Annotated in this window: 26 protein-coding genes; 20 read left to right on the forward strand and 6 right to left on the reverse strand. The window is 73.0% G+C overall.

The window, feature by feature from the left end:
- The first annotated feature begins 3 nt into the window (after positions 1 to 3).
- Together IE124_RS04760 and IE124_RS04765 are read left to right on the forward strand one after the other, a co-directional pair.
- Positions 4 to 1,077 carry an NAD-dependent epimerase/dehydratase family protein gene (locus IE124_RS04760; RefSeq protein ID WP_189505118.1) on the forward strand — a complete coding sequence of 358 codons (1,074 nt, stop codon included), beginning with the start codon at positions 4 to 6 and terminating at the stop codon, positions 1,075 to 1,077.
- A gap of 39 nt (positions 1,078 to 1,116) precedes the next feature.
- Positions 1,117 to 1,881 (forward strand): SDR family oxidoreductase, encoded by a 765-nt coding sequence (locus IE124_RS04765; protein ID WP_189505120.1) that lies wholly within the window; start codon positions 1,117 to 1,119, stop codon positions 1,879 to 1,881.
- Between the two features lie 72 nt (positions 1,882 to 1,953).
- On the opposite strand, the gene IE124_RS04770 is transcribed toward IE124_RS04765, so the two are convergent.
- Positions 1,954 to 3,045: an Lrp/AsnC family transcriptional regulator gene (locus IE124_RS04770; RefSeq protein ID WP_189505122.1), complete on the reverse strand. Its 1,092-nt coding sequence runs from the start codon at positions 3,043 to 3,045 to the stop codon at positions 1,954 to 1,956.
- A gap of 63 nt (positions 3,046 to 3,108) precedes the next feature.
- Between IE124_RS04770 and IE124_RS04775 the strand changes: the two genes are divergently transcribed.
- From IE124_RS04775 to IE124_RS04800, 6 genes are all read left to right on the forward strand, one after another.
- Positions 3,109 to 4,395 (forward strand): MFS transporter, encoded by a 1,287-nt coding sequence (locus tag IE124_RS04775; RefSeq protein ID WP_189505125.1) that lies wholly within the window; start codon positions 3,109 to 3,111, stop codon positions 4,393 to 4,395.
- 383 nt (positions 4,396 to 4,778) lie between these two features.
- Positions 4,779 to 5,990, forward strand: a complete 1,212-nt coding sequence (locus IE124_RS04780) for an amidohydrolase (protein WP_189505543.1) — start codon at positions 4,779 to 4,781, stop codon at positions 5,988 to 5,990.
- Positions 5,991 to 6,162: 172 nt separating this feature from the next.
- A complete protein-coding gene (locus IE124_RS04785) occupies positions 6,163 to 6,756 on the forward strand; it encodes a TetR/AcrR family transcriptional regulator (RefSeq protein WP_189505127.1) in 594 nt (197 codons plus the stop codon).
- A gap of 279 nt (positions 6,757 to 7,035) precedes the next feature.
- Positions 7,036 to 7,242, forward strand: coding sequence for a cold-shock protein (locus tag IE124_RS04790; RefSeq protein WP_189505128.1), 207 nt, complete (start codon positions 7,036 to 7,038; stop codon positions 7,240 to 7,242).
- 89 nt (positions 7,243 to 7,331) lie between these two features.
- Positions 7,332 to 7,748 carry an ArsR/SmtB family transcription factor gene (locus tag IE124_RS04795; protein ID WP_229832141.1) on the forward strand — a complete coding sequence of 139 codons (417 nt, stop codon included), beginning with the start codon at positions 7,332 to 7,334 and terminating at the stop codon, positions 7,746 to 7,748.
- Between the two features lie 112 nt (positions 7,749 to 7,860).
- On the forward strand, positions 7,861 to 9,285 hold the full coding sequence (locus IE124_RS04800) for an MFS transporter (RefSeq protein WP_189505130.1): 1,425 nt from the start codon (positions 7,861 to 7,863) through the stop codon (positions 9,283 to 9,285).
- A 112-nt stretch (positions 9,286 to 9,397) separates the two neighbouring features.
- On the opposite strand, the gene IE124_RS04805 is transcribed toward IE124_RS04800, so the two are convergent.
- A complete protein-coding gene (locus tag IE124_RS04805; protein WP_189505132.1) occupies positions 9,398 to 10,138 on the reverse strand; it encodes a TetR/AcrR family transcriptional regulator C-terminal domain-containing protein in 741 nt (246 codons plus the stop codon).
- A gap of 137 nt (positions 10,139 to 10,275) precedes the next feature.
- On the opposite strand from IE124_RS04805, the gene IE124_RS04810 reads away from it, so the two are divergent.
- From IE124_RS04810 to IE124_RS04830, 5 genes are all read left to right on the forward strand, one after another.
- Positions 10,276 to 11,880 carry an MFS transporter gene (locus IE124_RS04810; protein ID WP_229832143.1) on the forward strand — a complete coding sequence of 535 codons (1,605 nt, stop codon included), beginning with the start codon at positions 10,276 to 10,278 and terminating at the stop codon, positions 11,878 to 11,880.
- 129 nt (positions 11,881 to 12,009) lie between these two features.
- On the forward strand, positions 12,010 to 13,296 hold the full coding sequence (locus IE124_RS04815) for an ICP22 family protein (RefSeq protein ID WP_189505134.1): 1,287 nt from the start codon (positions 12,010 to 12,012) through the stop codon (positions 13,294 to 13,296).
- Positions 13,297 to 13,326: 30 nt separating this feature from the next.
- Positions 13,327 to 14,256 carry a glutaminase gene (locus IE124_RS04820; protein ID WP_189505136.1) on the forward strand — a complete coding sequence of 310 codons (930 nt, stop codon included), beginning with the start codon at positions 13,327 to 13,329 and terminating at the stop codon, positions 14,254 to 14,256.
- A gap of 45 nt (positions 14,257 to 14,301) precedes the next feature.
- Entirely contained in the window at positions 14,302 to 14,739 is a 438-nt protein-coding gene (locus IE124_RS04825; RefSeq protein ID WP_189505138.1) for a BlaI/MecI/CopY family transcriptional regulator, read from the forward strand.
- Between the two features lie 8 nt (positions 14,740 to 14,747).
- Positions 14,748 to 15,680: a M56 family metallopeptidase gene (locus IE124_RS04830; RefSeq protein WP_189505140.1), complete on the forward strand. Its 933-nt coding sequence runs from the start codon at positions 14,748 to 14,750 to the stop codon at positions 15,678 to 15,680.
- A gap of 60 nt (positions 15,681 to 15,740) precedes the next feature.
- On the opposite strand, the gene IE124_RS04835 is transcribed toward IE124_RS04830, so the two are convergent.
- Positions 15,741 to 16,196 carry a tellurite resistance TerB family protein gene (locus IE124_RS04835; RefSeq protein ID WP_189505142.1) on the reverse strand — a complete coding sequence of 152 codons (456 nt, stop codon included), beginning with the start codon at positions 16,194 to 16,196 and terminating at the stop codon, positions 15,741 to 15,743.
- 167 nt (positions 16,197 to 16,363) lie between these two features.
- Between IE124_RS04835 and IE124_RS35290 the strand changes: the two genes are divergently transcribed.
- Genes IE124_RS35290 through IE124_RS04855 form a run of 5 tightly spaced genes read left to right on the forward strand, consistent with a single transcriptional unit; the run spans position 16,364 to position 21,031 of the window.
- Positions 16,364 to 16,492 carry a hypothetical protein gene (locus IE124_RS35290; protein ID WP_268246703.1) on the forward strand — a complete coding sequence of 43 codons (129 nt, stop codon included), beginning with the start codon at positions 16,364 to 16,366 and terminating at the stop codon, positions 16,490 to 16,492.
- Positions 16,489 to 16,578: a K(+)-transporting ATPase subunit F gene (kdpF, locus tag IE124_RS04840; protein ID WP_189505144.1), complete on the forward strand. Its 90-nt coding sequence runs from the start codon at positions 16,489 to 16,491 to the stop codon at positions 16,576 to 16,578. The genes IE124_RS35290 and kdpF overlap by 4 nt, the downstream gene beginning before the upstream one ends.
- Positions 16,579 to 16,586: 8 nt before the next feature.
- Complete coding sequence (gene kdpA, locus IE124_RS04845) at positions 16,587 to 18,251, forward strand: potassium-transporting ATPase subunit KdpA (RefSeq protein WP_189505146.1); 1,665 nt, start codon at positions 16,587 to 16,589, stop codon at positions 18,249 to 18,251.
- Positions 18,248 to 20,353: a potassium-transporting ATPase subunit KdpB gene (gene kdpB, locus IE124_RS04850; protein WP_189505148.1), complete on the forward strand. Its 2,106-nt coding sequence runs from the start codon at positions 18,248 to 18,250 to the stop codon at positions 20,351 to 20,353. The genes kdpA and kdpB overlap by 4 nt, the downstream gene beginning before the upstream one ends.
- Before the next feature lie 6 nt (positions 20,354 to 20,359).
- Entirely contained in the window at positions 20,360 to 21,031 is a 672-nt protein-coding gene (locus IE124_RS04855; RefSeq protein ID WP_189505150.1) for a potassium-transporting ATPase subunit C, read from the forward strand.
- A gap of 8 nt (positions 21,032 to 21,039) precedes the next feature.
- On the opposite strand, the gene IE124_RS04860 is transcribed toward IE124_RS04855, so the two are convergent.
- Positions 21,040 to 21,720, reverse strand: a complete 681-nt coding sequence (locus tag IE124_RS04860) for a DUF998 domain-containing protein (protein WP_189505152.1) — start codon at positions 21,718 to 21,720, stop codon at positions 21,040 to 21,042.
- A 219-nt stretch (positions 21,721 to 21,939) separates the two neighbouring features.
- On the opposite strand from IE124_RS04860, the gene IE124_RS04865 reads away from it, so the two are divergent.
- Both IE124_RS04865 and IE124_RS04870 read left to right on the forward strand, forming a co-directional pair.
- Positions 21,940 to 22,263: a YciI family protein gene (locus IE124_RS04865; protein WP_189505154.1), complete on the forward strand. Its 324-nt coding sequence runs from the start codon at positions 21,940 to 21,942 to the stop codon at positions 22,261 to 22,263.
- A 75-nt stretch (positions 22,264 to 22,338) separates the two neighbouring features.
- Positions 22,339 to 24,372 carry a sigma-70 family RNA polymerase sigma factor gene (locus IE124_RS04870; RefSeq protein ID WP_229832145.1) on the forward strand — a complete coding sequence of 678 codons (2,034 nt, stop codon included), beginning with the start codon at positions 22,339 to 22,341 and terminating at the stop codon, positions 24,370 to 24,372.
- Here the strand turns inward: IE124_RS04870 and IE124_RS04875 are convergent.
- The gene (locus IE124_RS04875; RefSeq protein ID WP_189505557.1) at positions 24,347 to 25,501 is read right to left on the reverse strand and encodes an MFS transporter; all 1,155 of its coding nucleotides are present in this window, start codon (positions 25,499 to 25,501) and stop codon (positions 24,347 to 24,349) included. The two genes, IE124_RS04870 and IE124_RS04875, sit on opposite strands and share 26 nt — an antisense overlap.
- Positions 25,502 to 25,566: 65 nt before the next feature.
- Complete coding sequence (locus IE124_RS04880; protein ID WP_189505156.1) at positions 25,567 to 26,139, reverse strand: Chromate resistance protein ChrB; 573 nt, start codon at positions 26,137 to 26,139, stop codon at positions 25,567 to 25,569.
- Positions 26,140 to 26,327: the final 188 nt, after the last annotated feature.

Genomic DNA, 26,327 nt, shown 5'->3' on the forward strand with positions numbered 1-26,327 from the left:
ACCATGGGCCCCCGCGTTCTGATCACCGGCGCGACCGGCTTCGTCGGCAGCCGGGTCGCCGCGCTGGCCGCGGCAAGTCCGAGGACCGGCCACCTGAGGCTGCTCACCCGCGGCCCGCTGCCGCCCGCGAGGACGCCCGCGTCCGTGACCGCGTCGACCTCGTCGACGACCGCTCAGGCGGCTCGGCGGACGACCCCGTCGGAGACCGCTCCCGGGGCCGAGAGGGCGTCCGCTCCCGGGGCCGCGTCGACGACCGCTGCGGCGGTCGAGACCGTCGTCGGTGACCTCCGTGACGCCGACTCCCTGCGCCGGGCCTGCGAGGGCGTCGACGTACTGATCCACTGTGCCTCGGCGATCGGCGCGGACGAGGAGTCGGCCCGCAGGGTCAACGACGAGGGCACCCGCGCCCTCGTCGACGCGGCCGTACGCGCCGGCGTGACCCGGATCGTCGCCCTGAGCACCGCCTCCGTCCACGGCCGCGGCCCCTTCCGGGCCGCCGCCCCCGGCACCCTGCCCCTGGCTCCCGGCTCGGCGACCAGCCGTACCCGGGCGGCGGGCGAGAGGTACGTCCTGGACGCGGGCGGGGCCGTACTGCGACCCCACCTCGTGTACGGCGCGGGTGACCGGCAGGTGGTTCCCGGCCTGGTCCGGCTGCTCGACGCGCTGCCCGGCCCGCTCGACGCCGGCGCCACGCTGCACTCCCTGATCGGGGTGGAGAGCCTGGCGGGCGCCCTGCTCGGCGCGGCGCTCTCGCCGCGGACGGAGGCGGGCGCGTACTACGTCAACCACCCCGAACCGGTGCCGGTGGCGGAGCTGCTCGCGCCCTGCGAGGAGCTCCTGGCCGGGCTGCCGGGCCGGGAGAGCCGGTCCCGCGCGGCGGCGGTGGACCTCGCGAAGGCCCACGAGCTGCTCGCCGGTCACCCCTTCGGCCGCCACCACCTGGCCATGCTCGCCACCGACCACTGGTTCGCCGACGACCGCCCCTGGGGGGAGCTCGGCTGTGACCCGGGACCGGGCTTCACCGCCGGGTTCGCGACCCACGCGCGCTGGTACCGGAACCTTCTCGACCCTTCCTGAACGCACCACGAGCCCGTACCGAAAGAAGGCACCACCGACATGTCCCCGCTGACCGGCAGGACCGCGATCGTCACGGGCGCGAGCCGTGGCATCGGAAGGGGCATCGCGGAGCGTCTGGCCGCGGACGGAGCCCTCGTCGCCGTACACTACGGCCGCAGCAGCGACGCCGCGCGCGAGACGGTGGAGGGCATCGAGGCGCGCGGCGGCCGGGCCTTCGCCTTCCGCGCGGAGCTCGAGGCGCCGGACGCCGTGGACACCTTCTACGCGGCGCTGGACGCCGGTCTCGCGCAGTGCGGTGCGGAGCCGGGGTTCGACATCCTCGTGAACAACGCGGGCGCGAGCGGCTCCGGCCGCATCCACGAACTGACCACCGAGGTCTTCGACCGGCTGTTCGCGATCAACGTGAAGGCCCCGCTGTTCCTGATCCAGCGCGGCCTCGACCGGCTGCGCGACGGCGGCCGGATCGTCAACGTCTCGTCCGCGGCGACGAGGATCGCCTTCCCGGACTCCGTCACGTACGCGATGACGAAGGGCGCCGTCGACACGATGACGCTCGCCCTCGCCAAGGAGCTGGGGCCCCGCGGGATCACGGTCAACGCCGTGGCCCCCGGCTTCGTCGCGACGGACATGAACGCGCGACGCAGGGCGACCCCGGAGGCGAGCGCCGCCCTCGCCGCCTACTCGGTCTTCAACCGGCTCGGGACACCGGCCGACATCGCGGACATCGTCGGCTTCCTCGTCTCCGACGACGCCCGCTGGATCACCGGCCAGTACGTGGACGCCACGGGAGGAAGCGCTCTCTGAGCGACGGCCGGCCGGGGCGACCTGCGGTGGCGACCTGCCGGCGTCGTCGGCGGCCGCCGTCCGTGCGGGGCCTCAGTGCTCGGGCAGGCCCAGCGGGACCCGGCCCTCCGCCCGCCCCTGCTCGTCGAGCAGCCAGCCCATGCGCTTGCGGGAGAACAACGACACCGTCCGGTCCCGCACCTCGAGCGCCGGGAACCGCTCCGCGAGCAGCGCCTCGAAGGGGTCGACGGCGCCCAGCCCGTGCAGCCAGACCAGCACGAGCAGGTTGTAGGGGCCGCTCACCGACACGCACATCCGCACCTGTTCGAGGCGGGCCAGCGCGTTCCCGGTCTGTTCCAGGAGGGCGTGCGGCACGGACGTCCGGTAGACCACCATCGTGGACAGCCCCGCCAGCGGGTGCGCCAGGTCGCAGCGCAGCGAGATGTCCCCGTCGCGGATCATCCGCTGGAGCCTGCGCCGCGCCGTGTGCTCGCTCATGCCCGTCCGCGCGCCGAGCTCCGCGTACCCGAGCCGTCCGTCACCGCCGAGCGCGCTGAGGAGCGCCTGGTCCTGCGGCCCCGGCCGGTCGTGGAGGTGCGTGCTGTACGAGCGGGGGCGCGGGCCCGGCGGCCCGCCGAGACCGGCCCGCTCCGCCGGGTTCATCGCCCGCATGCGCCAGTCGCGCCCCTCCCCGTACAGCGTGATGCCGAGCCTCGTCCGGGTCGAGCGCACCCCGCGCAGGCCGCCGATCCCGCCGTGCACCGCGCGCCCGAGGGACGGCAGGTCGGGGGCGGCGACGGAGAGGAAGAGGTCGAAGTCCCCGGCCGTCTCGTCGACGCCGAACACCCAGGGCAGCGCCGTCACCGCGGCGCTCACCCGGTCGAAGGCCCGGGGCCGGCACCGCACCTCGACGTAGGCGACCGTCGCCGTCTTCGCCGCGTCGTACGCGGTGACCCAGGCGAGCCCGCCGGCCCGGAGCCGCTCGAAGCGGCGGGCCGCCGTCGTCGCGTCCACGCCGAGCGCCCGCCCGATCCGGGTCCACGGCGCGCGGGGCGCGGCCTGGAGCGCGTCGATCAGCGCGAGATCCAGCTCGGAGAACCCCGTGGCGGAGTCCGCGCCGCGGGAATCCGGTGCGGCAGGACCTTCAGCGAGGCTTTCCGGCAGTTCCCCGCGGTTCACGCTCATGGACCGGATCGTAAGGGCACTTCGGGCCGACGACCAGTTTCGGCCACCGGCGAGAGGAGTACCGTGCCTGCTCCGTCCCTTCCCGCATCTTCGGCGGCGCCGCCCGCCCACCGGAGAACCGTACGGATCACGGTCGCCCTGCTCTTCGCGGCCTGGCTCGTCGACTACGCCGACCGCCTCGTGATCAATCTCGTACTGCCGTCCATCGGCGCGGAGTTCGACCTCGACCGCACCCGGCAGGGGCTCGTCGTCTCCGCCTTCTTCCTCGCCTACGCCCTCTGCCAGATACCCGGCGGCATGCTCGCCGACCGGTTCGGCGGCCGGCGGGTGACGCTCTGGGCCCTGCTGGCCTGGTCGGTCTTCACCGCCCTCACCGGCTTCGCCTGGTCCTTCGCGGTGCTGCTCGCCCTGCGCTTCGCCTTCGGCGTGGCAGAGGGCGTCTTCCCGCCGGCCGCCATGAAGGTCCTGGTCGAGCGGACCCGGCCGGAGGAGCGCATGGGCGCCAACGGCACGGTGATGAGCTCCAACGCGATCGCCGCCGTCATCACCCCGCTCGCCGTCGCCCCGCTGGTCGCCGTCTTCGGCTGGCGCTCGGCTTTCTGGTCCACCGCCGCCCTCGGTCTCCTCGCCCTCGTCGCCGTACGCCTCTGGCTCCCGGCCCCGCTGCCGCGAGGCGCGGACGCCCCGGCAGAGGGAGCGGGCGCGACCTCCCCGCCGCTCCGCGAGGTGCTGCGCAAGGGCGTCCTGTGGCGGTTCTCCCTCATGATGTTCGGCTACAGCACGATCATCTGGGGCCTCAACACCTGGGTCCCGTCCTACCTCAGCGAGGAGCACGGGGTCTCGCTCACGGCGGCCGGAGCCCTCCTGGCAGTCCCGGCGCTCGGGGCCGCCGCCGCCACCGTTCTCGGCGGACGGCTCTCCGACCGGCTCGGCGGCCACCACCGCAAGGTCATCGTCCCCGGCATGGGCGTCTCCGCCGGCGCCCTGCTCCTCATGGCGAACACACCGTCCCTCGCCGGCTTCGTCGTCTTCGGCACGCTCGCCGTCTTCGCCGCGTCCCTCGCCTACATGCCGATCTTCGCCGTCCCCATGTCCGGCCTCGCCCCGGAGTACGTGGGGGTGGGCGGCGCCGTGATCATCGTCGGCGGCCAGGTCGCGGGCATCGTCGCCCCGCCCGTCATGGGCGCGCTCGCCGACGCCTTCTCCTTCCAGGTCGCCTTCGGCTTCCTCGTCCTCGGCGCGGTGATCGCCGCCGTCATGTCGTGTCTGACCCCGCAGGACGCCACCGCCTTCCGCGCCGCGGCGGACCGCGCTCCCCGCTCCCCGAGCCCCGCAAAGGAATCCGCATGACCACCGACGGCAGCATCGCCAACCCGGCCACGGACGCGGGCGCGTCCGCGTCCCCGGCCACGGCCTCGGCTCCGGCTTCGGCTTCGGCCACAGCTCAGGCCCCGGCCTCGACACCGGCCACAGCTCAGGCCCCGACCAAGGCCACAGCTCCGGCCAAGGCCACCGCCCCAGCCCCAGCCCCGGCCACGGCCTCGGCCTCGGCCTCGGCTCCGGCTTCGGCCACAGCCCAGGTCCCGGCCCCGGCCTCGGCCACAGCTCAGGCCCCAGCCCCGGCCTCGGCTACAACTCAGGTCCCGGCCACGGCTCCGGCCTCGGCCGGTGTCGCCCCGCTCCTCGACGGACTCGACGAGCGGCTTCCCGGGCTCCTCGCCCTCTACGAGGACCTGCACGCCCATCCCGAGCTCTCCTTCCAGGAGTTCCGTACGGCCGGCGTCGCCGCCGAGCGGCTCCGCGCCCAGGGCTGGGAGGTCACCGAGGGCGTCGGCGGCACCGGAGTGGTCGGCGTCCTCGCCAACGGCGCCGGCCCCGTCGTCCTGCTCCGCGCCGACATGGACGCCCTGCCCGTCAGGGAGGAGACCGGGCTGCCGTACGCCTCCAACGCCACCGGCACCGACCCGGACGGCAACGAGGTGCCCGTCATGCACGCCTGCGGGCACGACATGCACGTCACGTGTCTCCTCGGCGCCACCGACCTGCTCGCCGCCCATCGCGAGGCCTGGAGCGGCACCGTCGTCGCCGTCTTCCAGCCCGCCGAGGAGGTCGGCGGCGCGCCGGCCATGATCGAGGACGGCTTCCTCGAACGGTTCCCGCGCGCCGGGATCTGTCTCGGCCAGCACGTCGCACCGGCGCCGGTCGGCTTCATCGGCACCCGGCCCGGCCCGGTCATGGCCGCGTCCGACAGCCTCCGCGTGACCCTCTTCGGCCGCGGCGGCCACGGATCGAGCCCCGAGACGGCCGTCGACCCGGTGGTGATGGCCGCCGCCGTCGTCATGCGGCTGCAGACCGTCGTCTCCCGGGAGATCGGCGCCGCACAGACAGCGGTCGTCACCGTCGGCTCGCTGCACGCCGGGACGAAGGAGAACATCATCCCGGACACCGCCGAGCTGCGGATCAACATCCGCTCCACCACCCCTGCCGTACGGGACCGGCTCCTGGCCGCCGTCACCCGCATCGTCCGCGCGGAGGCCGCCGCCTCGGGCGCTCCCAAGGAGCCGGAGATCGTCCCCTTCAACGCCTTCCCGGTCACCGTCAACGACGGGCCCGCGACCGCCCTCGTCCAGTCCGCCCTCACCGAGGCCTTCGGCGAGGGAAGGGTCTTCACCCTGCCCCAGGTCATCACCGGCAGCGAGGACTTCGGTGTCTTCGGCACCGCGCTCGGAGTCCCCTCCGTCTTCTGGCACTTCGGCGGCGCCGACCCCGCCCTGTACGCGGGCGTCGCCCCCGACTCCCTCCTGGAGAACGGCCTCCCCGACACCGTCCCCGCCAACCACTCGCCCCACTTCGCGCCCGTGCCCGGGCCGACGATCCCCGTCGGCGTGACCGCACTGCTCGCCGCGGCCGCCCACTGGCTGCGGAAGGAGACCCCCGGGGCCTGAGCCCGGGGCCTGAGCCCGGGGCCGGAGCCCGCGACCGGTCCCGTGCCGGGCGGGCGGATATCCGTACAGCGCAGCAGGTTCCCGTACCCGCGCAGGCGGATTCCCGTACCCGGGCGGGCAGGTTGCCGTGCCGGGCGGGCGGTCGCGCTCCCATGGATAAAGTGGGGCCACGATGACACGTTTCCGCGAGAGCGTCCGCTCCCTCCTGCGTGAGCAGGTGCTCGACGCCGCCTACCGCCTCGTCGCCGCCGAAGGCTGGGGCGGGCTGCGCATGACCGCCATCGCGCGGGCGGCCGGGATCAGCCGCCAGACGCTCTACAACGAGTTCGGGTCGAAGGAGGCCATCGGCAAGGCCCTGGTCCAGCGCGAGCTGGAGGGCTTCCTGCTCGGCATCCAGCGCGAACTCGACGCCCATCGTGGCGAGTTGGAGGCGGCCGCCGCCGCCGGTGTCGGCTACACGCTCCAGCAGGCCGCGGACAACCCCCTGATCAAGGGGGTTCTGGTGGCCGCGCGGGGCGGCGAGGACGATCTTCTCGCCTATCTGACCACGCGCCCGGAGCCCGTCTTCGGGACGGCGATGACGATGCTCGACGCGTACGCGATCGAGGCCTGGCCCGATGTGGACGAGGAGTCGCGGGGCCTCGCGGTCGAGACGATCGTCCGGCTCACGGTCAGCCACATCGTCCAGCCGGTGGCCTCGCCGGAGGAGTCCGCGCGGCGCATCGCCCGGATCACGGCCCGGACCGCGTATCCCGGCGGCTGCTGAGGCGCCAGGCGGGGAAGCGTCAAGGGGAAGCGCCTCGGGGAGGCGTCAGGCCGGGGCCGGGACCGGGAGGTGGCGCGAAGTCGGCGAGGCCCGGTGCCGGACACGGGGGATCTCCGGCACCGGACCTCTGTTGAATATTCTACGAGACGGCTGAGGGTGGCCCGCACACCGGGGCCGCCCCGATCGCCCGCCGGCGGTGTCCCGTGACGGGCGAAGCGCGGACCGGCGGGGTAGATCTCCCCTGAGAGGCACTTCGCCGGTGACGACAGGGAGGCCGCCATGGAAGGCAGAAGCAAAGGGTTCGTGCAGTCCTTCAACCGTCTCGGCGGATACGGCTTCGTCGTCCCCGTGGGCTCCGAGGAGCAGGTCTGGTTCAGTGCGGAGGACATCGAGGGTGAGCCCCAGGTGCTCTCCGAGGGCCAGCAGGTCACCTTCGTCCTCGTCCTCGGCGACGGCCGCTTCGAGGCGAAGGAACTGCGCCTCTGACTCACTCGGACGGACGAGTGACGGCGGCGTGTCCGACGGGAGGGCTCGGGCCCGGCCGGACCGCTCGCGGGGCTGCCTACGATGACCTCATGTCCGAGCGCGCAGACCCGGCAGACGCCGCAGATCCCGACGACCCCACGGCGGGCAGCACGGCGCCTGCCGTGGCGGCCGCCGTGTCCCGTACGCACGAGCGGACGCCGGGGGCGCGGGAACTCGCTGCGGCAGCCGAGGTGTTCGCGCTGCTCTCCGACCCCACCCGCCTCCACCTCCTGTGGCTGCTCACGCACGGGGAGGCCGACGTCACCGCCCTGACGGAGGCGTGCGGAGCCGCGCGCCCGGCCGTGAGCCAGCACCTGGCCAAACTGCGCCTCGGCGGACTGGTGCAGTCCCGCAAGGACGGGCGCCGCGTCGTGTACGCGATGCCGGACGGGCATCTGAAGCGGCTGGTCGTCGAGGCGATCAGCCGTGCCGACCACGTCGTGAGCGGCGAGCCCTGGCACGACTGAGAACCTCGGGCCCGAAACCCTCGGCGTCAACATGTGCGCACCTGTGCACATTTCGGCTACGGTGAAGAGGCCGGAGAACCGCCGACCGCCGTGGCCGACCGGGGGCGCCCTCATGCTGTCCGTGCTGCGCAACCGCACCTACCGACGCCTCTTCACCGCCCAGGTCGTCGCCCTCGCCGGCACGGGCCTCGCGACCGTGGCGCTGAGCCTCCTCGCCTACGACCTCGCCGGGACGAACGCCTCCGCCGTGCTCGGCACCGCCCTGGCGATCAAGATGGCCGCGTACGTCGGCATGGGCCCCGTCGTCGGCGCGCTCGCCGGCCGGCTGCCCCGCCGGACCCTGCTCGTCACCCTGGACCTCGTACGGGCCGGGATCGCCGTGTCCCTGCCGTTCGTCACTCAGGTGTGGCAGATCTACGTCCTGATCCTGCTCCTCCAGACCGCCTCCGCCGCCTTCACGCCGACCTTCCAGGCGACGATCCCCGAGGTGCTGCCCGAGGAGCGCGACTACACCCGGGCGCTCTCCCTCTCCCGGCTCGCCTACGACCTGGAGAGCCTGCTCAGCCCGGCGCTCGCCGCCGTGCTGCTCACCCTCGTCCCGTACGACCGGCTCTTCGCCGGCACCGCCGTCGGCTTCCTCGTCTCGGGCATCCTGGTCCGCGCGACCGCCCTGCCCGCGCCGGCACCCGCCGCACGCGCCGGAGGCCTCCGGGCCAGGGCCGCCTTCGGTACGCGGCTCCTCCTCGGCACTCCGCGCCTGCGGGCCCTGCTCGCCCTCGACGTCGCGGTGGCGGCGGCGGGCGCGGCGGTGCTCGTGAACACCGTCGTCCTGGTCCGCGACTCCCTCGGCCGCGCCCCCGGGGACGTCCCGCTCGCCCTCGGTGCCTACGGGGCGGGCTCGATGGCGGTGGCACTCCTCCTCCCGCGCGCCCTGGACCGCCGGCCCGCGGAATCGGTCGGCAGGCCGGCGCGCACCCTCCGGCCGCCCGCGGAACGGGCGCTCATGCTGCGCGCCGCCTTCGTCCTGCCCGGGACCCTCGGGCTGCTCGCACTCGGGCTCGGGGCCGGAGCGGGGGCCGGCGTCGGAGTCGGCCACGCGCCGGGCGGCCCGTCCTGGTCCTGGCCAGGGCTGCTCGTGCTCTGGGCGGTCCTCGGCGCGGCGACCTCGGCGATCCTGACGCCCGGCGGCAGGCTGCTGCGCCGCTCCGCGCGGAGCGGCGACCTGCCGGCCGTCTTCGCCGCCCGGTTCTCCCTCTCGCACGCGGGCTGGCTGCTCACCTACCCGCTCGCCGGCTGGCTCGCCGCGGGTGCCGGACTCGCGGCCTCGGCGGCCGTACTCGCCGGGGTGGCCCTGCTCGGCGCCCTGGCCGCCGCCCGCCTGTGGCCCCGTATCGATCCGGCCGCGCTCGCACACGTCCACCCCGAACTGCCCGCCGGCCACCCCCATCTCGTGGCGGCGGGCGGCGGGGGCCGCCACGCGCACGACTTCCACATCGACGAACTCCACCGCCGCTGGCCCCCCGGGGAGGCGGCCTGATCAGGCCGTGCTGCTCAGGCCGTGCTGCTCAGGCCGTGCTGCTCAGGCCGTGCTGCTCAGGCCGTGCTGCTCAGGCCGTGCTGCTCAGGCCGTGCTGCTCAGGCCGTGCTGCTCAGGCCGTGAGGCGCATCTCCAGGCCGTCGAGGACGACCTCCAGGCCGTAGGTGAACTTCGCGTCGCGGAGGGCGACGGGGTCGACGGGCGCCCGGACGGCGGCGTCGGCGTAGGCCTCGGCGAGGTGGTCGTGGTCGGCCGCGGCCTGCTGGGCGGCGGGCATCAGCCGGGCGATGAAGTCGCCCTCGCTGTCGCCGGAGCGGGCGACCGTGGTCAGCCAGGCGGCCTCCGTCGTGCTCATCCCGATGACGTACGACAGGAGGGTGTCGATCGCCCGGCTCGGCTCCGGGAAGCCGGCCGCCGTGAAGAGGGCGGCGAGCCGCTCCGAGTACGACATCAGGTTCGGTCCCAGATAGGCGAGACCCGCCTGGCCGAGGACGGACGAGAGCCAGGGGTGGCGCAGGGCCGTCGCGCGGAAGGAGCCCGCGGCCTCGGTCGCGGCGGCGCGCCAGCCGGCTCCGCCGCGGGCGGCGTCCGCCGGGGGGACGGTGATCTCGGCGGCGACCTCGTCCACGGCGAGCTCCATGAGCTCGTCCTTGGTCGCGACGTGACGGTAGAGCGAGGTGGCGCCGGCGTTCAGGCGGGCGCCGAGCTTGCGCATGCTGAGCGCCTCGATGCCGTCGGCGTCCAGCATGACGACCGCCTCGCGGACGATCGCGGTGCGGCTGAGCGCGGGCTGATCGGGTGGGGACTGCTGTCGCGTCCATACGGACGGGACGGGGTTCGCCTTGGCGGCCATGGGCCCTCCTTCGCTGCGTACGGCGTTCGCATCCAGCGTACAGGTGCAAGGGGTTGCGAACACTGTGCGCGTCTGCGTACAGTGTTCGCACCGAAGGAAATCGGCAAGCGAAAGACGAAAGTCGAGGGGGAAGTCCGATGGAAACCCGCAACCCACGCCGCTGGTGGATCCTGGTCGTGCTGTGCCTCAGCACCCTGGTCCTGGTGGTCGACAGCATGGCGCTGACCGTCGCGGTCCCCTCGATGACCGAGGACATCGGCGCGAGCGCCCAGGACATCCAGTGGATCCTGGACTCCTACATCCTGGTCTTCGCGGGGCTCCTCCTCACCTCCGGAAGCCTCGGTGACCGGTTCGGCCGACGGAAGATCATGATCATCGGCCTGCTGCTCTTCGGCGCGGCGTCACTGGCCGCGACGGTCTGCACCAGTCCCGGCGAGGTCATCGCCGCGCGGATCACAATGGGTGTCGGCGGCGCGCTGATCATGCCCTCGACGCTCTCCATCCTCATCACCGTCTTCGACGAGGACGAGCGGCCCAAGGCGATGGCGGCCTGGGGCTCCGTGTCGATGCTCGGCCTCGTCGGCAGCCCGGTCCTCGGCGGCTTCCTGATCGACCACTACTCCTGGCAGTCGATCTTCTTCATCAACGTCCCGGTCGTCGTCCTCGCCGTCGTCGCCGCCCTCACCCTCATGCCGGAGTCGAAGGGCCCCTGGCAGAAGCCCGACCCGCTCGGCGCGATCCTCTCCGTCGTCGGCATGACCGCCCTGATCTGGTGGATCATCGAGATCCCGCAGCACGGTGCCTTCGAGGGCCGCGGGCTCGTCACCCTGGCGGTCGCGGTCGTCTCCCTCGCCGGCTTCGTGATCTGGGAGAACGTCACCCCCGAGCCGATGGTGCCGCTGGTCCTCTTCAAGCACCGCAACTTCAGCGGCGGTTCGCTCTCGCTGACCCTCGTGCAGATCGGCAACGGCGGCCTGCTCCTCGTCCTCACCCAGTACCTCCAGTTCGTCCTCGGCTACTCGCCGGTCAAGGCGGGCCTCGCCTTCGTCCCGCTCGCCGTCGCCGCGCTCATCGGCAACGGCGCCGGCGCCGGCCTCGCGGCCAAGGTCGGCAACCGCGTCCTGATCCTCGCGGGCATGCTCGTCATGGCCGGTTCCTTCGCCCTGCTGACCACGGTCGACGCGGCCTCCGGCTTCACCGTCCCGGCCATCGCCCTGGGCCTGCTCGGCCTCGGCGCCGGCCTCGCGATGCCGGCCGCCGTCGGCGCCCTGATGAGCACCATCCCCGAGGAGAAGGCGGGCGTCGGCTCCGCCCTGAACGACACGATCCAGCAGGCCGGCACCGCGCTCGGCATCGCCATCCTCGGCTCGCTCCTCACCAGCATCTACTCCCGTGAGATGCCGGCCGACGCCCCCGAGCAGGCCAAGCAGTCGATCGGCGGGGCACTGGCCGCCGCCAAGGGCGACCCCGCGATGATCGAGTCGGCCCGCGAGGCCTTCACCACCTCGATGTCCACCACCTTCACGATCAGCGCGATCGGTGTCCTCGCGGCGGCCGTCCTCGCCACCCTGGTCATGCGGGACGGCAAGAAGACCGCCGCCGATGCCGAGACCGCCGAGACCGCCGGGACCGCCGGGACCGCCGGGACCGCCGGGACCGCCGGGACCGCCGAGACCGCCGGGACCGCCGAGACCGCCGGGCAGGACGCGGAGGGCAAGGAGAAGTCCGGGCTCGCGGTCTGACCTTCGCCCACCGACGACAGGAGCCGGTGCCCCTCGGGGCGCCGGCTCCTGCCGTCCGCTCCGCCGGTGCGACGAGAAGCTTCCGCGAACACCCGCGTCCACCCGCCCCGGCCTGGCACGCTTTCGTCCGTGACCTATGTCGTAACCGTGGAAATACGCATTCCGGAGGGTGCTCCGGAGCTGGACGGGCTCCACCGCGTGGGAGCCACCGCCCTCCTGGAGCAGGGCTTCGCGTCGGTGGCCGGAATCGAAGGCGCCGACGGCATGGAGATGGACCTGTTCGACGTCGCCGTGGCCGTCCATCCGGGCGGGGCGATCCTGAAGGTGGTGGTCGCGGCGCCGTCGCTGGAGTTCGCGGAGGAAGCGGTCGGTTCCGTGAGCGAGGAGGTCCTGGAGCGCTCGGAGCTGCTGGCCGAGTGGACGGTCGAGAGCAGCGAGGTGCAGCTGCACACCGACGCGGCGCGTGAGAGCCTCGAAGCGGCCGACGGGCCCGGCGCCCCGCCCAGCGACCCGCAGGCCCGCCGGGCCCACCACACGGCGCAGCCCGACACCGCCGACGAGACGGAGCGGGAGGCGCAGGACCACGAAGCCGCCTTCCGCACCCTGGCGGCCCGGCTCCGCTCCTTCGGCCCGGTGGCCTTCGGCGTCGCGGAGGCGGGATCGGAGGCGGAATCGGAGGCGGAGGCGGACGTGGGACCGGAGGCGGGAGCGGAGGCGGGACCGGAGGCGGGACCGGAGGCCGGGCCTCGGCAGGAGGCGGGCGCGGGACCGGGGCCGGGACCGGGTGGCGGGACCCGGCCGCAGGACGAAGGGGCGGAAGGCGCCGGGACCGCGGACACGGGGGACGGGCTCCCGGAGATCTCTCCCGCGAGCGCCGAACTCGCCGCCGGCTCCCTGGTCTACGGCGCCGAGGTCCTCATCGACGAGCTGTACGACGACGTCCAGGCGCTCGCCGAGGAGGACACCACCGTCGCCGAGTGCCAGGGGCACCTGTGGCATCTCGACCAGCTGCCCTCGCGCCACGCGCTGCAGTACAACGAACTCTTCGCGCGCCGCTTCCTGGTGACCGCGATCGCCCTCACCACCCGGTTCACCGACGGCAGCTTCCGGCGGCTCGGCTGCCTCGCCGAGGAGCTCGTGCTGAAACTCCTCCTCGAACAGGCCCACGTCACCCTCGACCTGCACGGACTCCTGGACGAGGAGGTCGCGGCGGCCCTCGGGCGCTTCGCCGGGGAGGTGTACGAGGACATGGACTTCGCGTGGCTCCAGGACACGGGGGAGGACGGCGCCGACGGTGGTGCGGCAGCGAGCGGCTTCGGCACGTGGTTCACGCCCTTCGACGACGCGCGGTACGTGCATCCGTACGCCCTCGACGAGATGCCGGAGGCCGGCGTCCCCGACACGGCCGAGAACTGAGCCGCCCGCGGCCCCGGGCACAATGCGCTCATGGCGCAGTCCTTCCAGCAGTCCTTCCTGCCCGTACTCGAACGCATCGGCGAGGAGATCGAGGCCCTCGCCGGCCGGGGCCGCCCCGCCGACTACATCCCCGCTCTCGCCGCCGTCGACCCGAACCGCTTCGGGATGGCCGTGGCGGAGCTCGACGGCACGGTGTACGGGGTGGGGGAGTGGCAGCAGCCCTTCTCCACCCAGTCCGTCACCAAGGTCTTCACGCTCGCCCTCGCGCTGTCCCGGGAGGGCGAGGAACTCTGGGAGCACGTCGGCCGCGAGCCCTCGGGCAACCCCTTCAACTCGCTCGTCCAGCTGGAGTACGAGCACGGCATCCCCCGGAACCCGTTCATCAACGCCGGGGCCCTCGTCGTCACCGACCGGCTGCACCGGCTGACCGGTGACGCCTCCGGCAGCCTCCGTGACTTCCTGCGCGCCGAGTCCGCCAACCCGGACCTCGACTTCGACCGGGACGTGGCCGCGTCCGAGACCGCCCACGGCGACCGCAACGCCGCACTCGCCCACTTCATGGCCTCGTACGGCAACATCACCACGCCCGTGCCGACCCTGCTCCGCGAGTACTTCCGGCAGTGCGCGATCGAGGCGTCCTGCGCCGACCTCGCCGTCGCCACCGGCTTCCTCGCCCGGCACGGCATCCGCGCGGACGGCTCCCGCCTGCTCACCCGCAGCCAGGCCAAGCAGGTCAACGCGGTGATGATGACCTGCGGCACGTACGACGCGGCGGGCGACTTCGCCTACCGGGTCGGGCTTCCCGGCAAGAGCGGGGTGGGCGGCGCGATCATCGCCGTCGTCCCGGGCCGCTGCACCCTCTGCGTCTGGAGCCCGGGCCTCGACGACCGCGGCAACTCGGTCGCCGGGGTCGCCGCCCTCGACCGCTTCACCACCATCACGGGCCTCTCCGTCTTCTAAAGTGGCACGTAGGTGGCATGTACGGGACCGGAGGGAGGGGGCGGCATGAAGGACCGGAGCGGGGACGGGACGGGGCCCTCGCCGAGCAGGCGCGGTCAGGGAAAGCTGGAGGCGCACGTCCTTTCCGTGCTCAAGGGCGCCCCCGAACCGGTGCCCGTGGCCTGGGTGCAGGAGCGCCTCGGCGGCGACCTCGCCTACACCACCGTGATCACGATCCTGACCCGGCTGCACGGCAAGGGCGCCGTGGAGCGCGAGCGGGCGGGGCGCTCCTTCGTCTGGACGGCCGTCGCCGACGAGGCGGGGCTCGCCGCGCTCCGGATGCGCAAGGTGCTGGACGCGGAGGCGGACCGCCAGGCGGTACTCGCCAGCTTCGTCACGGCGCTCTCCGAGAACGACGAGCGGCTCCTGCGCGAACTCCTGGCCGCAGAGCCGGAGTCCCCCGACCTCTCCGCACCCCCCTCGTCCCCCGAGGAAGACCGCTGACACGCACCATGGGTCTCTTCGTCTTCCTCCCCCTCGTCCTCCCGCTCACGGCCTGGCCCGTCGCCCGGCTCGCCGAGAGCCGGCTCCATCCCCGTACCGCGACGCGCCTCCTCTCCGCCGGCGCCGGCGTCCTCGCGGTGTGCAGCACCCTCTGCCTCGGCCTGCTCATGATCGTCGGTACGGCCCAGCTGCCCGGCAACCCGCTGCCCGACGCCTGGTCGGACCCCGAGGTGCGCGCGGCCCTGCCGTACGACGAGGTGGCGGGCCGGGCGGCCATCCCGGCCCTGCTGGCCGTCCTCGTCTCGTGCGGCGTGGCGGCTTGGCGCCAGCTGCGGGCGCGCCGACGGGCCGAGGCCGCGCTCGCCGGTCTGCCCGAGACCTCCGTGACCGTCCTGCCGGACGGCACCCCCTACGCCTACGCGCTGCCCGGCCGTCGGCGCGGCCGGGCCGTCGTCAGCACCGGCATGCTCACCGCGCTGACCTCCCGCGAACGCAGGGCGCTGTTCGCCCACGAGCGGGCCCACCTGGCGGGGCGCCACCACCGGCACCTCACGACGGTCCATCTCGCCGCCCGCGCCAACCCGTTCCTGCGCCCGCTCCGCACCGCCGTCGCCTACACCGCCGAACGCTGGGCCGACGAGGAGGCCGCGGCAGCCGTCGGCAGCCGCCGCTGCGTGGCCCGGGCGATCGGCACGGCCGCCCTGCTGGCCCCGCCGACGACCACCCCGCTGCTTCCCGCGGTCACCGGCGCGGGCCCCGTGCCCCGCCGAGTGGCGGCCCTGCTCCGCCCGGCCCCCCAGTCCCGCACCTGGCCGCCGCTCTTCACCGCGGTGGGCCTCGCGGCCTGGACCGCCGCCTTCGGCACGACGGCCTCGGCCCTCTCCTCGGCGAACTCGGCGGTCGCCCTCTTCCTCACCCTCCGAGCAGCCACCCCGATGTGAGGCCCGGCCCCGCGGCAGACCCGCCCCCCGGCCAGGACGACGGGAATTTGACGACACCCCCTAGAGGTCGAACTCGTGGGGCGGCAGGCCGAGGGCGAAGCAGGCCTCGCGGACGACGGCCTGTTCCGTCTTGTCGAAGTCGCCGTCGGCGCCGCCGATGACGATGCCTATCTGGACGACCGCGCGGGCCTCGGCGGGCTTCTTCTTCGCCTTGGCGATCTCCTGGAGCACGCTGACCCGGCCGAAGTCGAAGTCGGCCGTCAGCTTGTCCAGGTTCTCGTCGAACCGGCGCTGGAGGTCGGTCGCGTCGAAGTTCTGCAGGACCTCGTTCGTCGCGATGAGCTGAGCGACCCGTCGGCGCTCGGCCGGGTCGATCGTCCCGTCGGCGGCGGCCACGAGCGCGCACATCGCCATGGCGGCGTCCCGGAAGGCGCCGCTCTTCAGGTCGTTCTTCCTCGCCACCAGCTGGGTCTGCATCCCCGATGCGGATTCCTTGATGCGGTCCCACAGGGCCATGTTCCGTCACTCCAGTCATCGTCGGTTGTTTCTACGCGCCTGTAGAACGCGGCGGTGCGGGAGAAGGTTCCCGGCCGGGGCGAGCTCGCGTAGAGGACGCGTCAAGAGCGCGCCGAGGGACGTATGAGGGGCGTTAACGGAAGCCTCGACCCCCTCCGAGCAGGGGTTTGCTCATCTCGTCCGAGAATCCGTTCTTCACCCAGGAGCTCACGATGGCCGACCTGGCCTTCGTCGTCACCACGATCGCGGTCTTCGCGCTGGTGGCCTTCATCGCCAAGGGGGTGGCCAAGCTGTGACCGCCGAAAACATCGTCGGCCTGCTGGTGGCCGCCGGCCTCCTCGGCTACCTCGTCCTCGCCCTCCTCAAGCCGGAGAGGTTCTGAGTACGGAGATGAGTCCCGTCCTAGCTGGGGTTCTCCAGCTCCTCGCCCTCCTCGTCGCGCTGGGCCTCTCGTACCGCCCGCTGGGCGACCACATGGCCCGGGTCTACTCCTCGGAGAAACACCTCCGGGCCGAGAAGTGGATCTACAAGGCCATCGGCGCCGACCCGTCGGTGCAGATGCGCTGGCCCGCCTATCTGCGCGGTGTCCTCGCCTTCTCCGTCGTGAGCGTCCTCTTCCTCTATCTGCTCCAGCGGATCCAGGGCTCGCTGCCCGGCTCCCTGGGCTTCGTCTCCATCGACCCGGACCAGGCCTTCAACACCGCCGCCTCGTTCGTGGCCAACACCAACTGGCAGTCGTACTACGGCGAGCAGGCCATGGGCCACGTCGTGCAGACCGGTGGCCTGGCCGTGCAGAACTTCGTGTCGGCCGCCGTCGGCATCGCCGTGGCGGTCGCGCTGGTGCGCGGTTTCGCGCGGTCGCGCACCGGTGAGCTGGGCAACTTCTGGGCCGACCTGGTCCGCGGCACCGTCCGGATCCTGCTGCCGATCTCCGTGATCGGCGCCCTCGTCCTCGTCGCCTGCGGCGCCATCCAGAACTTCTCCGGCATCCACGAGGTCGGGCAGTTCATCGGCGGACCGCAGCAGTGGAACGGCGGCGCCGTGGCCTCCCAGGAGGTCATCAAGGAGCTCGGCACGAACGGCGGCGGCTACTTCAACGCGAACTCGGCCCACCCCTTCGAGAACCCCGACGGGCTCTCCAACCTCTTCGAGATCTACCTGATCCTCGTCATTCCCTTCGCGCTCACCCGGACCTTCGGCCGCATGGTCGGATCGGTCAAGCAGGGGTACGCGATCCTCGGCACGATGGCCACCATCTGGCTCCTCTTCACGGGCCTCATGCTGTGGACCGAGTTCGCCCACAACGCCCCCGCCCTCGACCTCGCCGGCGGTGCGATGGAGGGCAAGGAGACCCGCTTCGGGATCGGCGGCTCGTCGATCTTCGCCGTGGCTACCACCATGACCTCGACCGGCGCGGTGAACTCCTTCCACTCCTCGTACACCGGCTTCGGCGGCGGCATCACCATGCTCGGCATGCAGCTCGGCGAGATCGCGCCCGGCGGGGTCGGCTCCGGCCTCTACGGCATGCTGATCATGGCGGTCATCGCGGTGTTCATCGCCGGTCTGATGGTCGGCCGCACCCCCGAGTACCTCGGCAAGAAGATCGGCACCCGCGAGATCAAGTTCGCGGCCTGCTACATCCTCGTCACCCCCGCGCTCGTGCTCTGCTTCACCGCCGCCGCGATGGCCCTGGACACCCCGTCCCACTCGATGACGAACTCCGGCGCGCACGGCTTCTCCGAGATCCTGTACGCCTACACGTCCGGCGCCAACAACAACGGCTCCGCCTTCGCGGGCCTCAACGCCGACACGCAGTGGTTCAACTCGACCATCGGCATCGCGATGCTGCTCGGCCGCTTCCTGCCGATGGTCTTCGTGCTCGCCCTTGCCGGCTCGCTCGCCGAGCAGACGCCGGTGCCCGAGACCTCGGGCACGCTCCGCACGGAGAAGCCGCTGTTCACGGGCCTCCTGGTCGGAACCATCATGATCATCGCCGGTCTCACCTACTTCCCGGCCCTCGCGCTGGGACCGCTCGCCGAAGGGCTCGCAGCATGAGCACCATCACCCCCACCCGGCCCCCGCGGCCGGAGGCGCCGACCGACGGGCCGGCCGCGGCCGGACGCGTCGGCGGCGGACTGTTCGACCCCAAGCAGCTGGTGAAGTCCTTCCCGGACGCGCTGCGCAAGCTCGACCCCCGGGGCATGGTCAAGTCCCCGGTCATGTTCGTGGTGCTGATCGGCTCGGTCGTCACCACGGTGCTGGCGGTCATGAACCCGGGGGACTGGTTCGGCTGGGCGATCACCGTCTGGCTGTGGCTGACCACGATCTTCGCCAACCTGGCGGAGGCGGTCGCCGAGGGGCGCGGCAAGGCCCAGGCCGACACCCTGCGCAAGGCCAAGACGGACACCGTCGCCCGCCGTCTGACGAAGACGGGCGAGGAGCAGGTGCCGGGCACCGAACTGCGCATCGGCGACCTCGTCGTCTGCGAGGCCGGCGACGTCATCCCCGGCGACGGCGACGTCGTCGAGGGCGTGGCCTCCGTCGACGAGTCCGCCATCACCGGCGAGTCCGCCCCCGTCATCCGCGAGTCCGGCGGCGACCGCTGCGCCGTCACCGGCGGCACGAAGGTCCTCTCCGACCGCATCGTCGTCAAGATCACGACGAAGCCCGGCGAGACCTTCATCGACCGGATGATCAACCTGGTCGAGGGCGCCGCCCGGCAGAAGACGCCCAACGAGATCGCCCTCAACATCCTGCTCGCCTCGCTCACGATCGTCTTCCTGCTCGCGGTCGTGACGCTGAAGCCGTTCGCGATCTACGCCGGCGCCGACCGGCAGACCTCGATGATCGTCCTGACGGCCCTGCTCGTCTGCCTGATCCCGACCACCATCGGCGCCCTGCTCTCCGCGATCGGTATCGCGGGCATGGACCGGCTCGTGCAGCGCAACGTCCTCGCGATGTCGGGCCGCGCGGTCGAGGCCGCCGGCGACGTGTCGACGCTGCTGCTCGACAAGACTGGCACCATCACCCTCGGCAACCGGCAGGCGTCGGAGTTCGTCCCGGTCAAGGGCGCCACGGAGGCCGAGGTCGCTGAAGCGGCCCAGCTCTCCTCCCTCGCCGACGAGACCCCCGAAGGCCGCTCGATCGTGGTCCTGGCCAAGGACGGGTACGGGCTGCGCGAGCGCCGCCAGGGCGAGCTGTCCGGTGCCGAGTGGATCGAGTTCACCGCCCAGACCCGTATGTCGGGCGTGGACGTGGACGGCAGGAGGATCCGCAAGGGCGCGACCGGTTCGGTCGTGGCATGGGTGGAGGAGCGGGGCGGCAGTGTCGCCGAGGACGCGCAGGCGCTCACGGATCAGATCGGCCAAGCCGGCGGTACGCCGTTGCTCGTGGCTCTGGAGGACGACAGGGGCGCGCGTGTTCTCGGCGTCATCCACCTGAAGGACGTCGTCAAGGAGGGCATGCGGGAGCGGTTCGACGAGCTGCGCCGCATGGGCATCAAGACGGTCATGATCACGGGTGACAACCCGCTGACCGCGAAGGCGATCGCCGAGGAGGCGGGTGTCGACGACTTCCTCGCCGAGGCCACCCCCGAGGACAAGATGGCCCTCATCAAGCGGGAGCAGGCGGGCGGGAAGCTCGTCGCGATGACCGGCGACGGCACCAACGACGCGCCCGCGCTCGCGCAGGCGGACGTCGGCGTGGCGATGAACACGGGCACGTCGGCCGCGAAGGAGGCCGGCAACATGGTCGACCTCGACTCCGACCCGACCAAGCTCATCGAGATCGTCGAGATCGGCAAGCAACTCCTCATCACCCGGGGTGCGTTGACCACCTTCTCGATCGCCAACGACGTGGCCAAGTACTTCGCGATCATCCCCGCCATGTTCGCCGTCGCCTACCCGTCCCTCGACAAGCTCAACATCATGGGCCTGCACTCGCCCGAGTCCGCGATCCTGTCGGCCGTCGTCTTCAACGCGCTGATCATCATCGCCCTCGTGCCCCTCGCCCTGAAGGGCGTCCGCTACAGGCCCTCCAGCGCCGACTCGATGCTCCGGCGCAACCTCGGCGTCTACGGACTCGGCGGCCTGGTCGCCCCGTTCATCGGCATCAAGATCATCGACCTGCTCCTCTCCCTCATCCCCGGAATCGGCTGACCGACCATGGCGAACAACTCCGTAGGCAACACCTGGCGGATCCTCTGGGCGGGCCTGCGCGCCCTCCTCGTCCTCACCGTCGTGTGCGGCGTCCTCTATCCGCTCGCCGTCACCGGGATCGCCCAAGTGGCCTTCCCCGGCAAGGCGAACGGCTCCGAGATCCAGGACGCGAGCGGCAAGGTCGTCGGCTCCGAGCTCATCGGCCAGCGCTACGACCTGCCGCTGAAGGACGGCGAGGAGACGGCGGCGCCGGACCTGAAGTGGTTCCAGCCGCGCCCGTCCAACGGCCTGGGCTCCAACAGCGTCAACACCCGGTACAAGCTGATCCTTTCCGGTGCCACGAACCGCTCGGGCGACAACGCGGACCTGATCCGGTGGGTGAAGGACGCCAAGGCCGCCGTGATCAAGGGCAACTCGACGGCCGGGCACCAGGTGAAGCCGTCGGACATCCCCGCCGACGCCGTCACCTCCTCCGGCTCCGGCCTCGACCCGCACATCTCCCCGGAGTACGCGAAGCTCCAGGTCCACCGCGTCGCCGAGAAGAACCACTTGACCGTCGCCCAGGTCGACCGCCTTGTCGCCGACCACACCGACGACCGCGTCCTCGGCTTCATCGGCGAACCCCGCGTCAACGTCCTCCGACTCAATGTCGCCCTCAAGGAGCTGACGCAGGGTTAGGCGCCGCATCAGAGGGCGCGGCGGCAGCGTGCGGCGCACGAGGAGATCCAGACCATCGCCGTGATCACGCCGACGGCGAGGGTGAGCGTGCCGGCCGTGCCGCCGCCCATCGCCCAGCCGTTGCCGAGCAGCAGCGCCGTACCCGCGACCCGGGAACCGACGGCGTGCCTCCGCAGCCCGGCGCGGCCGAAGTGGCGACCCAGGACGTAGCAGGCCGCGATCAGCGCCGTGAAGGTGACCGAACCGGCGGCGAAGTGGGCGTAGCTCTGCCAGGACAGGGCGGCGGGCATCCCGTCCGGCGTACCGACGGGGAAGCCGTCGGAGGGGTCCATCACGAACACGCCCGCCGCGATCATGCCGACGCCGCTGATCCGTACGAGCCGTGGCGCCCATGTGCCGCCGGGGGTGCCCCGCAGGGCCCGGCGCAGACCGCCGGCCCCGATGACGGTCAGGACTCCGGCCAGGACGAAGTTGGTGATCTGGATCCAGCCGAGGGATCCGTTGCTGAGGGCGCTCAGGGGGTGACGGGTGATGTCGTAGCCGTCGCGGGCCGCGGCCTGGGCGAGGGCCACGAGGGCCCACAGCGGCTGCGCCACGACCGCGACGGTGAGCAGGGAGCGGGTGGTGGCGGGGGAGGAGGAAGCGACGGTGCTGGTGCCGTGGGTGGGGGCGGTCTGCGTGGTGGACATGGCGGGGGACTCTCCTCCGGTGAGCGGGGCGAGGGCGGTCTGCCTCTCGCTGACACGTCGATCCGGCGATGTGACAGGGAACGGCGCCATTCCCTGTCACAGGGTGTTGTTCGACGCTTGGGCAGAAGCACCCGACCGGATCACGGTCCACGGCACGAGTGGCCCAAGTGATGCGAGCGATCCGAATGACACGAGCGACACGAGAGGCACGGAGATCCCATGCGCTACCTGATGACGACCAAGCCGTCCGACACCGCCCCCGACGAGAAGCTGTACGCCGAAATGGGCCGGTTCATCGAGGAGCTGACGGCGGCGGGCGTGCTCCTGGCCACCGGCGGCCTGGAGCCCGGTGGAGTCCGTGTGACCTCCGCCGGGGACGAGATCACCGTGACGGACGGTCCCTTCGCCGAGGCCAAGGAGGCCGTGGCCGGCTTCGCGCTGATCGAGGTCCGCTCCCAGGAGGAGGCGATCGAACTGGCCCGCCGCTTCCGCCGGATCGTCGGGGACGGCGAGAGCGTGGTCCAGCAGGTCTTCGGCCCCTGACGCCGGGACGCCAAGGGGACACTCCCCGCCCCGGCCGCTTGCGGGTGAGCCGGGGCGGGTGTTGTGATCGTCGGCGTGCTGCCGGATGTTCACCGCACGGTCGATGCGGCCTGGAAACTCGAGTCGGCGAAGATCGTCGCCTCGCTCACCCGCATGGTGCGCGACGTCGGTCTCGCCGAGGAGCTGGCCCAGGACGCCCTGGTCGCGGCCCTCGAACAGTGGCCCGTCTCCGGCATCCCCGACAACCCCGGCGCATGGCTGACCACCACCGCCAAGCGGCGGGCCCTCGACCACCTCCGCCGTGCCCAGCGCCTCGAACGCAAGCAGGAGCAGCTGGCCCATGAACTGGGGCAGCGTCAGGACCGGGAACGGGGCGCCGACGCGCGGGCGGAGGACGAACCGCACGACGTGCTCCGGCTCGTCTTCCTCTCCTGCCACCCCGTCCTGCCGACCGAGGCCCGCGCCGCCCTCACGCTCCGGCTGCTCGGAGGTCTGACGGCCGAGGAGATCGCGCGCGCCTTCCTCGTCACGGTGACGGTGATCACCCAGCGCGTGGCCGCGGCCAAGCGGACGCTGGCCGAGGAGGGCGTCCCCTTCGAGCTGCCCGACGGCGACCACCTGGCCGAGCGGCTCTCCTCGGTGCTCGAAGTCGTCTACCTCATCTTCAACGAGGGTTACTCGGCCACCTCGGGCGACGATCTGATGCGGCCCGGACTCTGCCTGGAGGCCCTGCGCCTCGGCCGGCTCCTCGCCGAACTGGCCCCGGGGGAGCCCGAGGTGCACGGGCTGGTCGCGCTGATGGAGATCCAGGCCTCCCGCGCCGCCGCACGCACCGGCCCCTCCGGCGAGCCCGTCCCCCTGCACGAGCAGAACCGGGGCCGCTGGGACCAGCTGCTCATCCGCCGAGGCTTCACCGCGATGCTGAGGGCGCGGGAGGCGGGCGGTGCCCCCGGCCCGTACATGCTCCAGGCGGCGATCGCCGTCTGTCACGCGCAGGCCCGGAGCGCGGAGGACACCGACTGGTCGCAGATCGCCGCCCTGTACGAGGCCCTGGCCCGGGTCCTGCCGACACCGGTGGTCCGGCTGAACCGCGCCGTGGCGGTCGGGAAGGCGCACGGGCCGCGGGCGGGGCTCGACCTGACCGACGCCCTCCTCGCCGATCCGGTGCTGCGCGACTACCACCTCCTCCCCAGCGTCCGGGGAGACCTGCTGGCCGCGCTCGACCGCTTCGACGAGGCCCGCGTCGAATTCCGGCGGGCGGCCTCCCTCACGCGGAACGCGGCCGAGCGTGCCTTCCTGGAGCGGCGCGCGGACGAGCTCGGCGCCGCCGCGCCGGCCGGACCCGTCCTGGGGGAGGCGGCCGAGGAGTTCCTGGGCCGGGACGACCTGGACCCCGCGACGAGGCGCTCGTACGGCCAGACGCTCCGTCGCCTCCGCCGCGCCCTCGGCGACCAGCAGCCGCTCGCCTCCCTCACGGCGGACCAGGTGACGCGGGTCTTCACGACGGCCTGGGGCGAGGCCGCGCCCGCGACCTGGAACCGGCACCGGGCGGCCGCCCGCTCCTTCGGGGCCTGGGCCTCTCTGGACGACCTCACCGCGGGGCTCGACCGCCGCACCGAAACCCGTCCCCGGGCGCGGCCCCTGGACCCCGCGCAGCTCGACGCGCTCTGGAGCCTGCCGGACCTGCCGCTGCGCGAGGAGACGCTGTGGCGGCTGCTGTACGAGTCGGGGGCCGGGGTGACGGCCGTCCTTTCGCTGAACGTCGAGGACCTGGACCTGGAAGACCGCCGCGCGCGTGCCGCCACGAGTACCGACGGGCCTTCGCGTGCTCGTCCCCGCACTCGTCTCCGGGCGAGCTGGCGCTCCGGTACGGCCCGGCTCCTGCCCGCGCTGCTCGCGGGCCGGACGCGTGGACCGGTCTTCCTGTCCGACCGGCGCCCCGGCCCGGCCCGTACACCCGAGGCGGCCGACCTGTGCCCGGACACCGGTCGCCGCAGGCTCTCCTACGAGCGCGCCGAGTACCTCTTCAAGCAGGCCACCAGGCCCCTGGACCCGGCCCGCGCCGGCTACACCCTGCGCCGGCTCAAGCAGGATCCCCGGGACTGCTGAGCGGAGCCCGCCGCCTCGCCAGGGCCAGGACGGGGGCGACGGCGACGAGCAGGGCGAGGGCCACATAGCCGTACGTGAGGGTCGACAGCGTGGCGATGCCGGCGACGAGCAACGGGCCACCCGCGTCGCCGAGTTCGCGGCCGAGCTCGGCGGAACCCATGGTCTGGCCGAGGCGCTCCTCCGGTGTGGAGGCGGCGAGGGCGGCGAAGCCGAGCGGGGTGATCAGGCCGGTCCCGGTACCGATGAGGGCGGCGGCGAGCAGGATGCCGACGAGCCCGGGGAGCGCCGCCGCCGCGAGTCCGGCGGCGGTGACGGCGAGGCCGACGAGGAGTCCCGTACGAGTGCTCAGGCTCCCGGCGTCGAGAGCCCGTCCGGCCTTCGGCTGGACGAAGGCGGCCGTCGCGGCGAGGACGGACACGGCCGCACCGGTGGCGACCGTGCCGAGACCGGTGGCGGCGCCGGAGACGGGGAGGAAGCCGACCCCGACGGAGAGCGCGGCGGTGGCGGCGGCGAGCGCGGCCGTCGGGGCGAGGAACGCCCGGTCGGTCAGGCGGCGCGCGAGATCGGCCACGGTCTGCCGCCTGCGGGGGAGCGGTGGTACGGCGGGCACGGCGAGGGCCGCCCAGAGGGCGACGGCCGCACCGCACACGGCCATGACGGCGAACAGCAGCTGCAGGCCCCCGGCCCACACGAGAACGCCGCCGAGGAGCGGTCCCAGGGTGTAGCCGATCGACTTGTAGAAGCCGTAACTCCCGAAGGCCCGCCCGTGCTTGGCCGCCGGATTGAGCCGGGCCACGAGCGCGGAGGCGGACGGGGAGAAGGCGGAGGCGGCGGCGCCCTGGCCGAGGCGGGCGGCCCACAGCCAGCCGGGGCTGTCGGCGATCGCGTACAGCGCGGAGGCGGCGGCGAAGGCGAGCAGCCCGCCGAGCAGCACGGGCTTGCCGCCGATCCGGTCCGCGAGCGAGCCGAACACGGGCTTGAGCAGCACCTCGGCGCCGTCGTACAGGGCGAGCAGCCCACCGAGGACGAGGAGGGAGGTGACGGCGTCCTCGGAGAAGCCGCCGAGGTTGGCGGCGATCCCGTGGGCGCCGAAGGCGGTGGTGAACCCGGCGGCGTACAGCGGCCACATGGCACGCCTGGTGGCTATGGAGGCCGGAGCCGGGACGGGGGCCGAGGACGAGGGTGAGGGCGAGGTCACGGTGCGGACTCCTCTTCGGTTCCGTGCAGGGCGGAGAAGACCAGCTCTGCGTACTGCTCGCAGACGACGGCGCACTGCTTCAGGCGCGTGGTCGCCTCGGCCGCCTCGGGGGCGCCGAAGACGTCCCGGGCGGTGAGGTCGCGGTGCCAGCGGCGCAACCGCTCCAGGCTCTGCTCCTCTTCCTCCAGTTCCGCCAGGGTGAACTTGGCGATGCGGATCTCCTTGGCGATCTCCTCCTCGAACTTCCCGCAGTCCGCGAGGAATTCGGCCCAGTCCGCGGACCGGGCGGCGGTGAACATCGCCCGGAGTCGGGCCGCGTCGTCGCCGCTCCGCCCGGCTGCCTCCAGGGTGACGGCCTCGCCGCCTTCGACGGCCCCGGTCAGCTCGACGGCACGGGCGACCCCGTCGGCGAAGGCCGGAACATCGGGGACGGCCCAGACGCCCTGGCCGAGGGAGAGGGCGCCGACCTTCCGCAATTCGCGCCAGACGGCGACGCGGTGCCGGGAAGGCGAGGCGGGGAGCCGGACGAGGAGCAAGAGCCAGCGGGCACGGCGCTCGGTATCTGTCACGCCAGGGAATGTAGCAGGCGTTACATCGTCCCCTCGGCCGGTGCGGCGCCGGACCGTCCTCGGCGAGCCGGCTTCACCCGAGTGCGAGGCAACCGGCCCCAGGACGTGGGCCACGTGGGCGATCCGTCGGCCCGGGCTTCGGCCGGCACCGGACGCCGTGTCGTCATGTCGTCGTGTGGCTGTGCGCC

This window comes from Streptomyces narbonensis (assembly GCF_014649015.1).
In the GTDB taxonomy this organism is placed as follows: domain Bacteria; phylum Actinomycetota; class Actinomycetes; order Streptomycetales; family Streptomycetaceae; genus Streptomyces; species Streptomyces narbonensis.

What these genes read in the sequence shown, in the direction of transcription:
- kdpB (WP_189505148.1), top strand. Translation starts at nt 18,248, where the DNA reads ATGAGCACCATCACCCCCACCCGGCCCCCGCGGCCGGAGGCGCCGACC.
- IE124_RS04805 (WP_189505132.1), bottom strand. Translation starts at nt 10,138, where the DNA reads ATGGCCGCCAAGGCGAACCCCGTCCCGTCCGTATGGACGCGACAGCAG.
- IE124_RS04830 (WP_189505140.1), top strand. Translation starts at nt 14,748, where the DNA reads ATGGGTCTCTTCGTCTTCCTCCCCCTCGTCCTCCCGCTCACGGCCTGG.
- IE124_RS04875 (WP_189505557.1), bottom strand. Translation starts at nt 25,501, where the DNA reads ATGTGGCCGCTGTACGCCGCCGGGTTCACCACCGCCTTCGGCGCCCAC.
- IE124_RS04760 (WP_189505118.1), top strand. Translation starts at nt 4, where the DNA reads ATGGGCCCCCGCGTTCTGATCACCGGCGCGACCGGCTTCGTCGGCAGC.
- IE124_RS04810 (WP_229832143.1), top strand. Translation starts at nt 10,276, where the DNA reads ATGGAAACCCGCAACCCACGCCGCTGGTGGATCCTGGTCGTGCTGTGC.
- IE124_RS04795 (WP_229832141.1), top strand. Translation starts at nt 7,332, where the DNA reads ATGTCCGAGCGCGCAGACCCGGCAGACGCCGCAGATCCCGACGACCCC.
- IE124_RS04860 (WP_189505152.1), bottom strand. Translation starts at nt 21,720, where the DNA reads ATGTCCACCACGCAGACCGCCCCCACCCACGGCACCAGCACCGTCGCT.
- IE124_RS04835 (WP_189505142.1), bottom strand. Translation starts at nt 16,196, where the DNA reads ATGGCCCTGTGGGACCGCATCAAGGAATCCGCATCGGGGATGCAGACC.
- IE124_RS04820 (WP_189505136.1), top strand. Translation starts at nt 13,327, where the DNA reads ATGGCGCAGTCCTTCCAGCAGTCCTTCCTGCCCGTACTCGAACGCATC.
- IE124_RS04770 (WP_189505122.1), bottom strand. Translation starts at nt 3,045, where the DNA reads ATGAGCGTGAACCGCGGGGAACTGCCGGAAAGCCTCGCTGAAGGTCCT.
- IE124_RS04865 (WP_189505154.1), top strand. Translation starts at nt 21,940, where the DNA reads ATGCGCTACCTGATGACGACCAAGCCGTCCGACACCGCCCCCGACGAG.
- IE124_RS04825 (WP_189505138.1), top strand. Translation starts at nt 14,302, where the DNA reads ATGAAGGACCGGAGCGGGGACGGGACGGGGCCCTCGCCGAGCAGGCGC.
- kdpA (WP_189505146.1), top strand. Translation starts at nt 16,587, where the DNA reads ATGAGTCCCGTCCTAGCTGGGGTTCTCCAGCTCCTCGCCCTCCTCGTC.
- IE124_RS04790 (WP_189505128.1), top strand. Translation starts at nt 7,036, where the DNA reads ATGGAAGGCAGAAGCAAAGGGTTCGTGCAGTCCTTCAACCGTCTCGGC.
- IE124_RS04785 (WP_189505127.1), top strand. Translation starts at nt 6,163, where the DNA reads ATGACACGTTTCCGCGAGAGCGTCCGCTCCCTCCTGCGTGAGCAGGTG.
- IE124_RS04800 (WP_189505130.1), top strand. Translation starts at nt 7,861, where the DNA reads ATGCTGTCCGTGCTGCGCAACCGCACCTACCGACGCCTCTTCACCGCC.
- IE124_RS04765 (WP_189505120.1), top strand. Translation starts at nt 1,117, where the DNA reads ATGTCCCCGCTGACCGGCAGGACCGCGATCGTCACGGGCGCGAGCCGT.
- IE124_RS04855 (WP_189505150.1), top strand. Translation starts at nt 20,360, where the DNA reads ATGGCGAACAACTCCGTAGGCAACACCTGGCGGATCCTCTGGGCGGGC.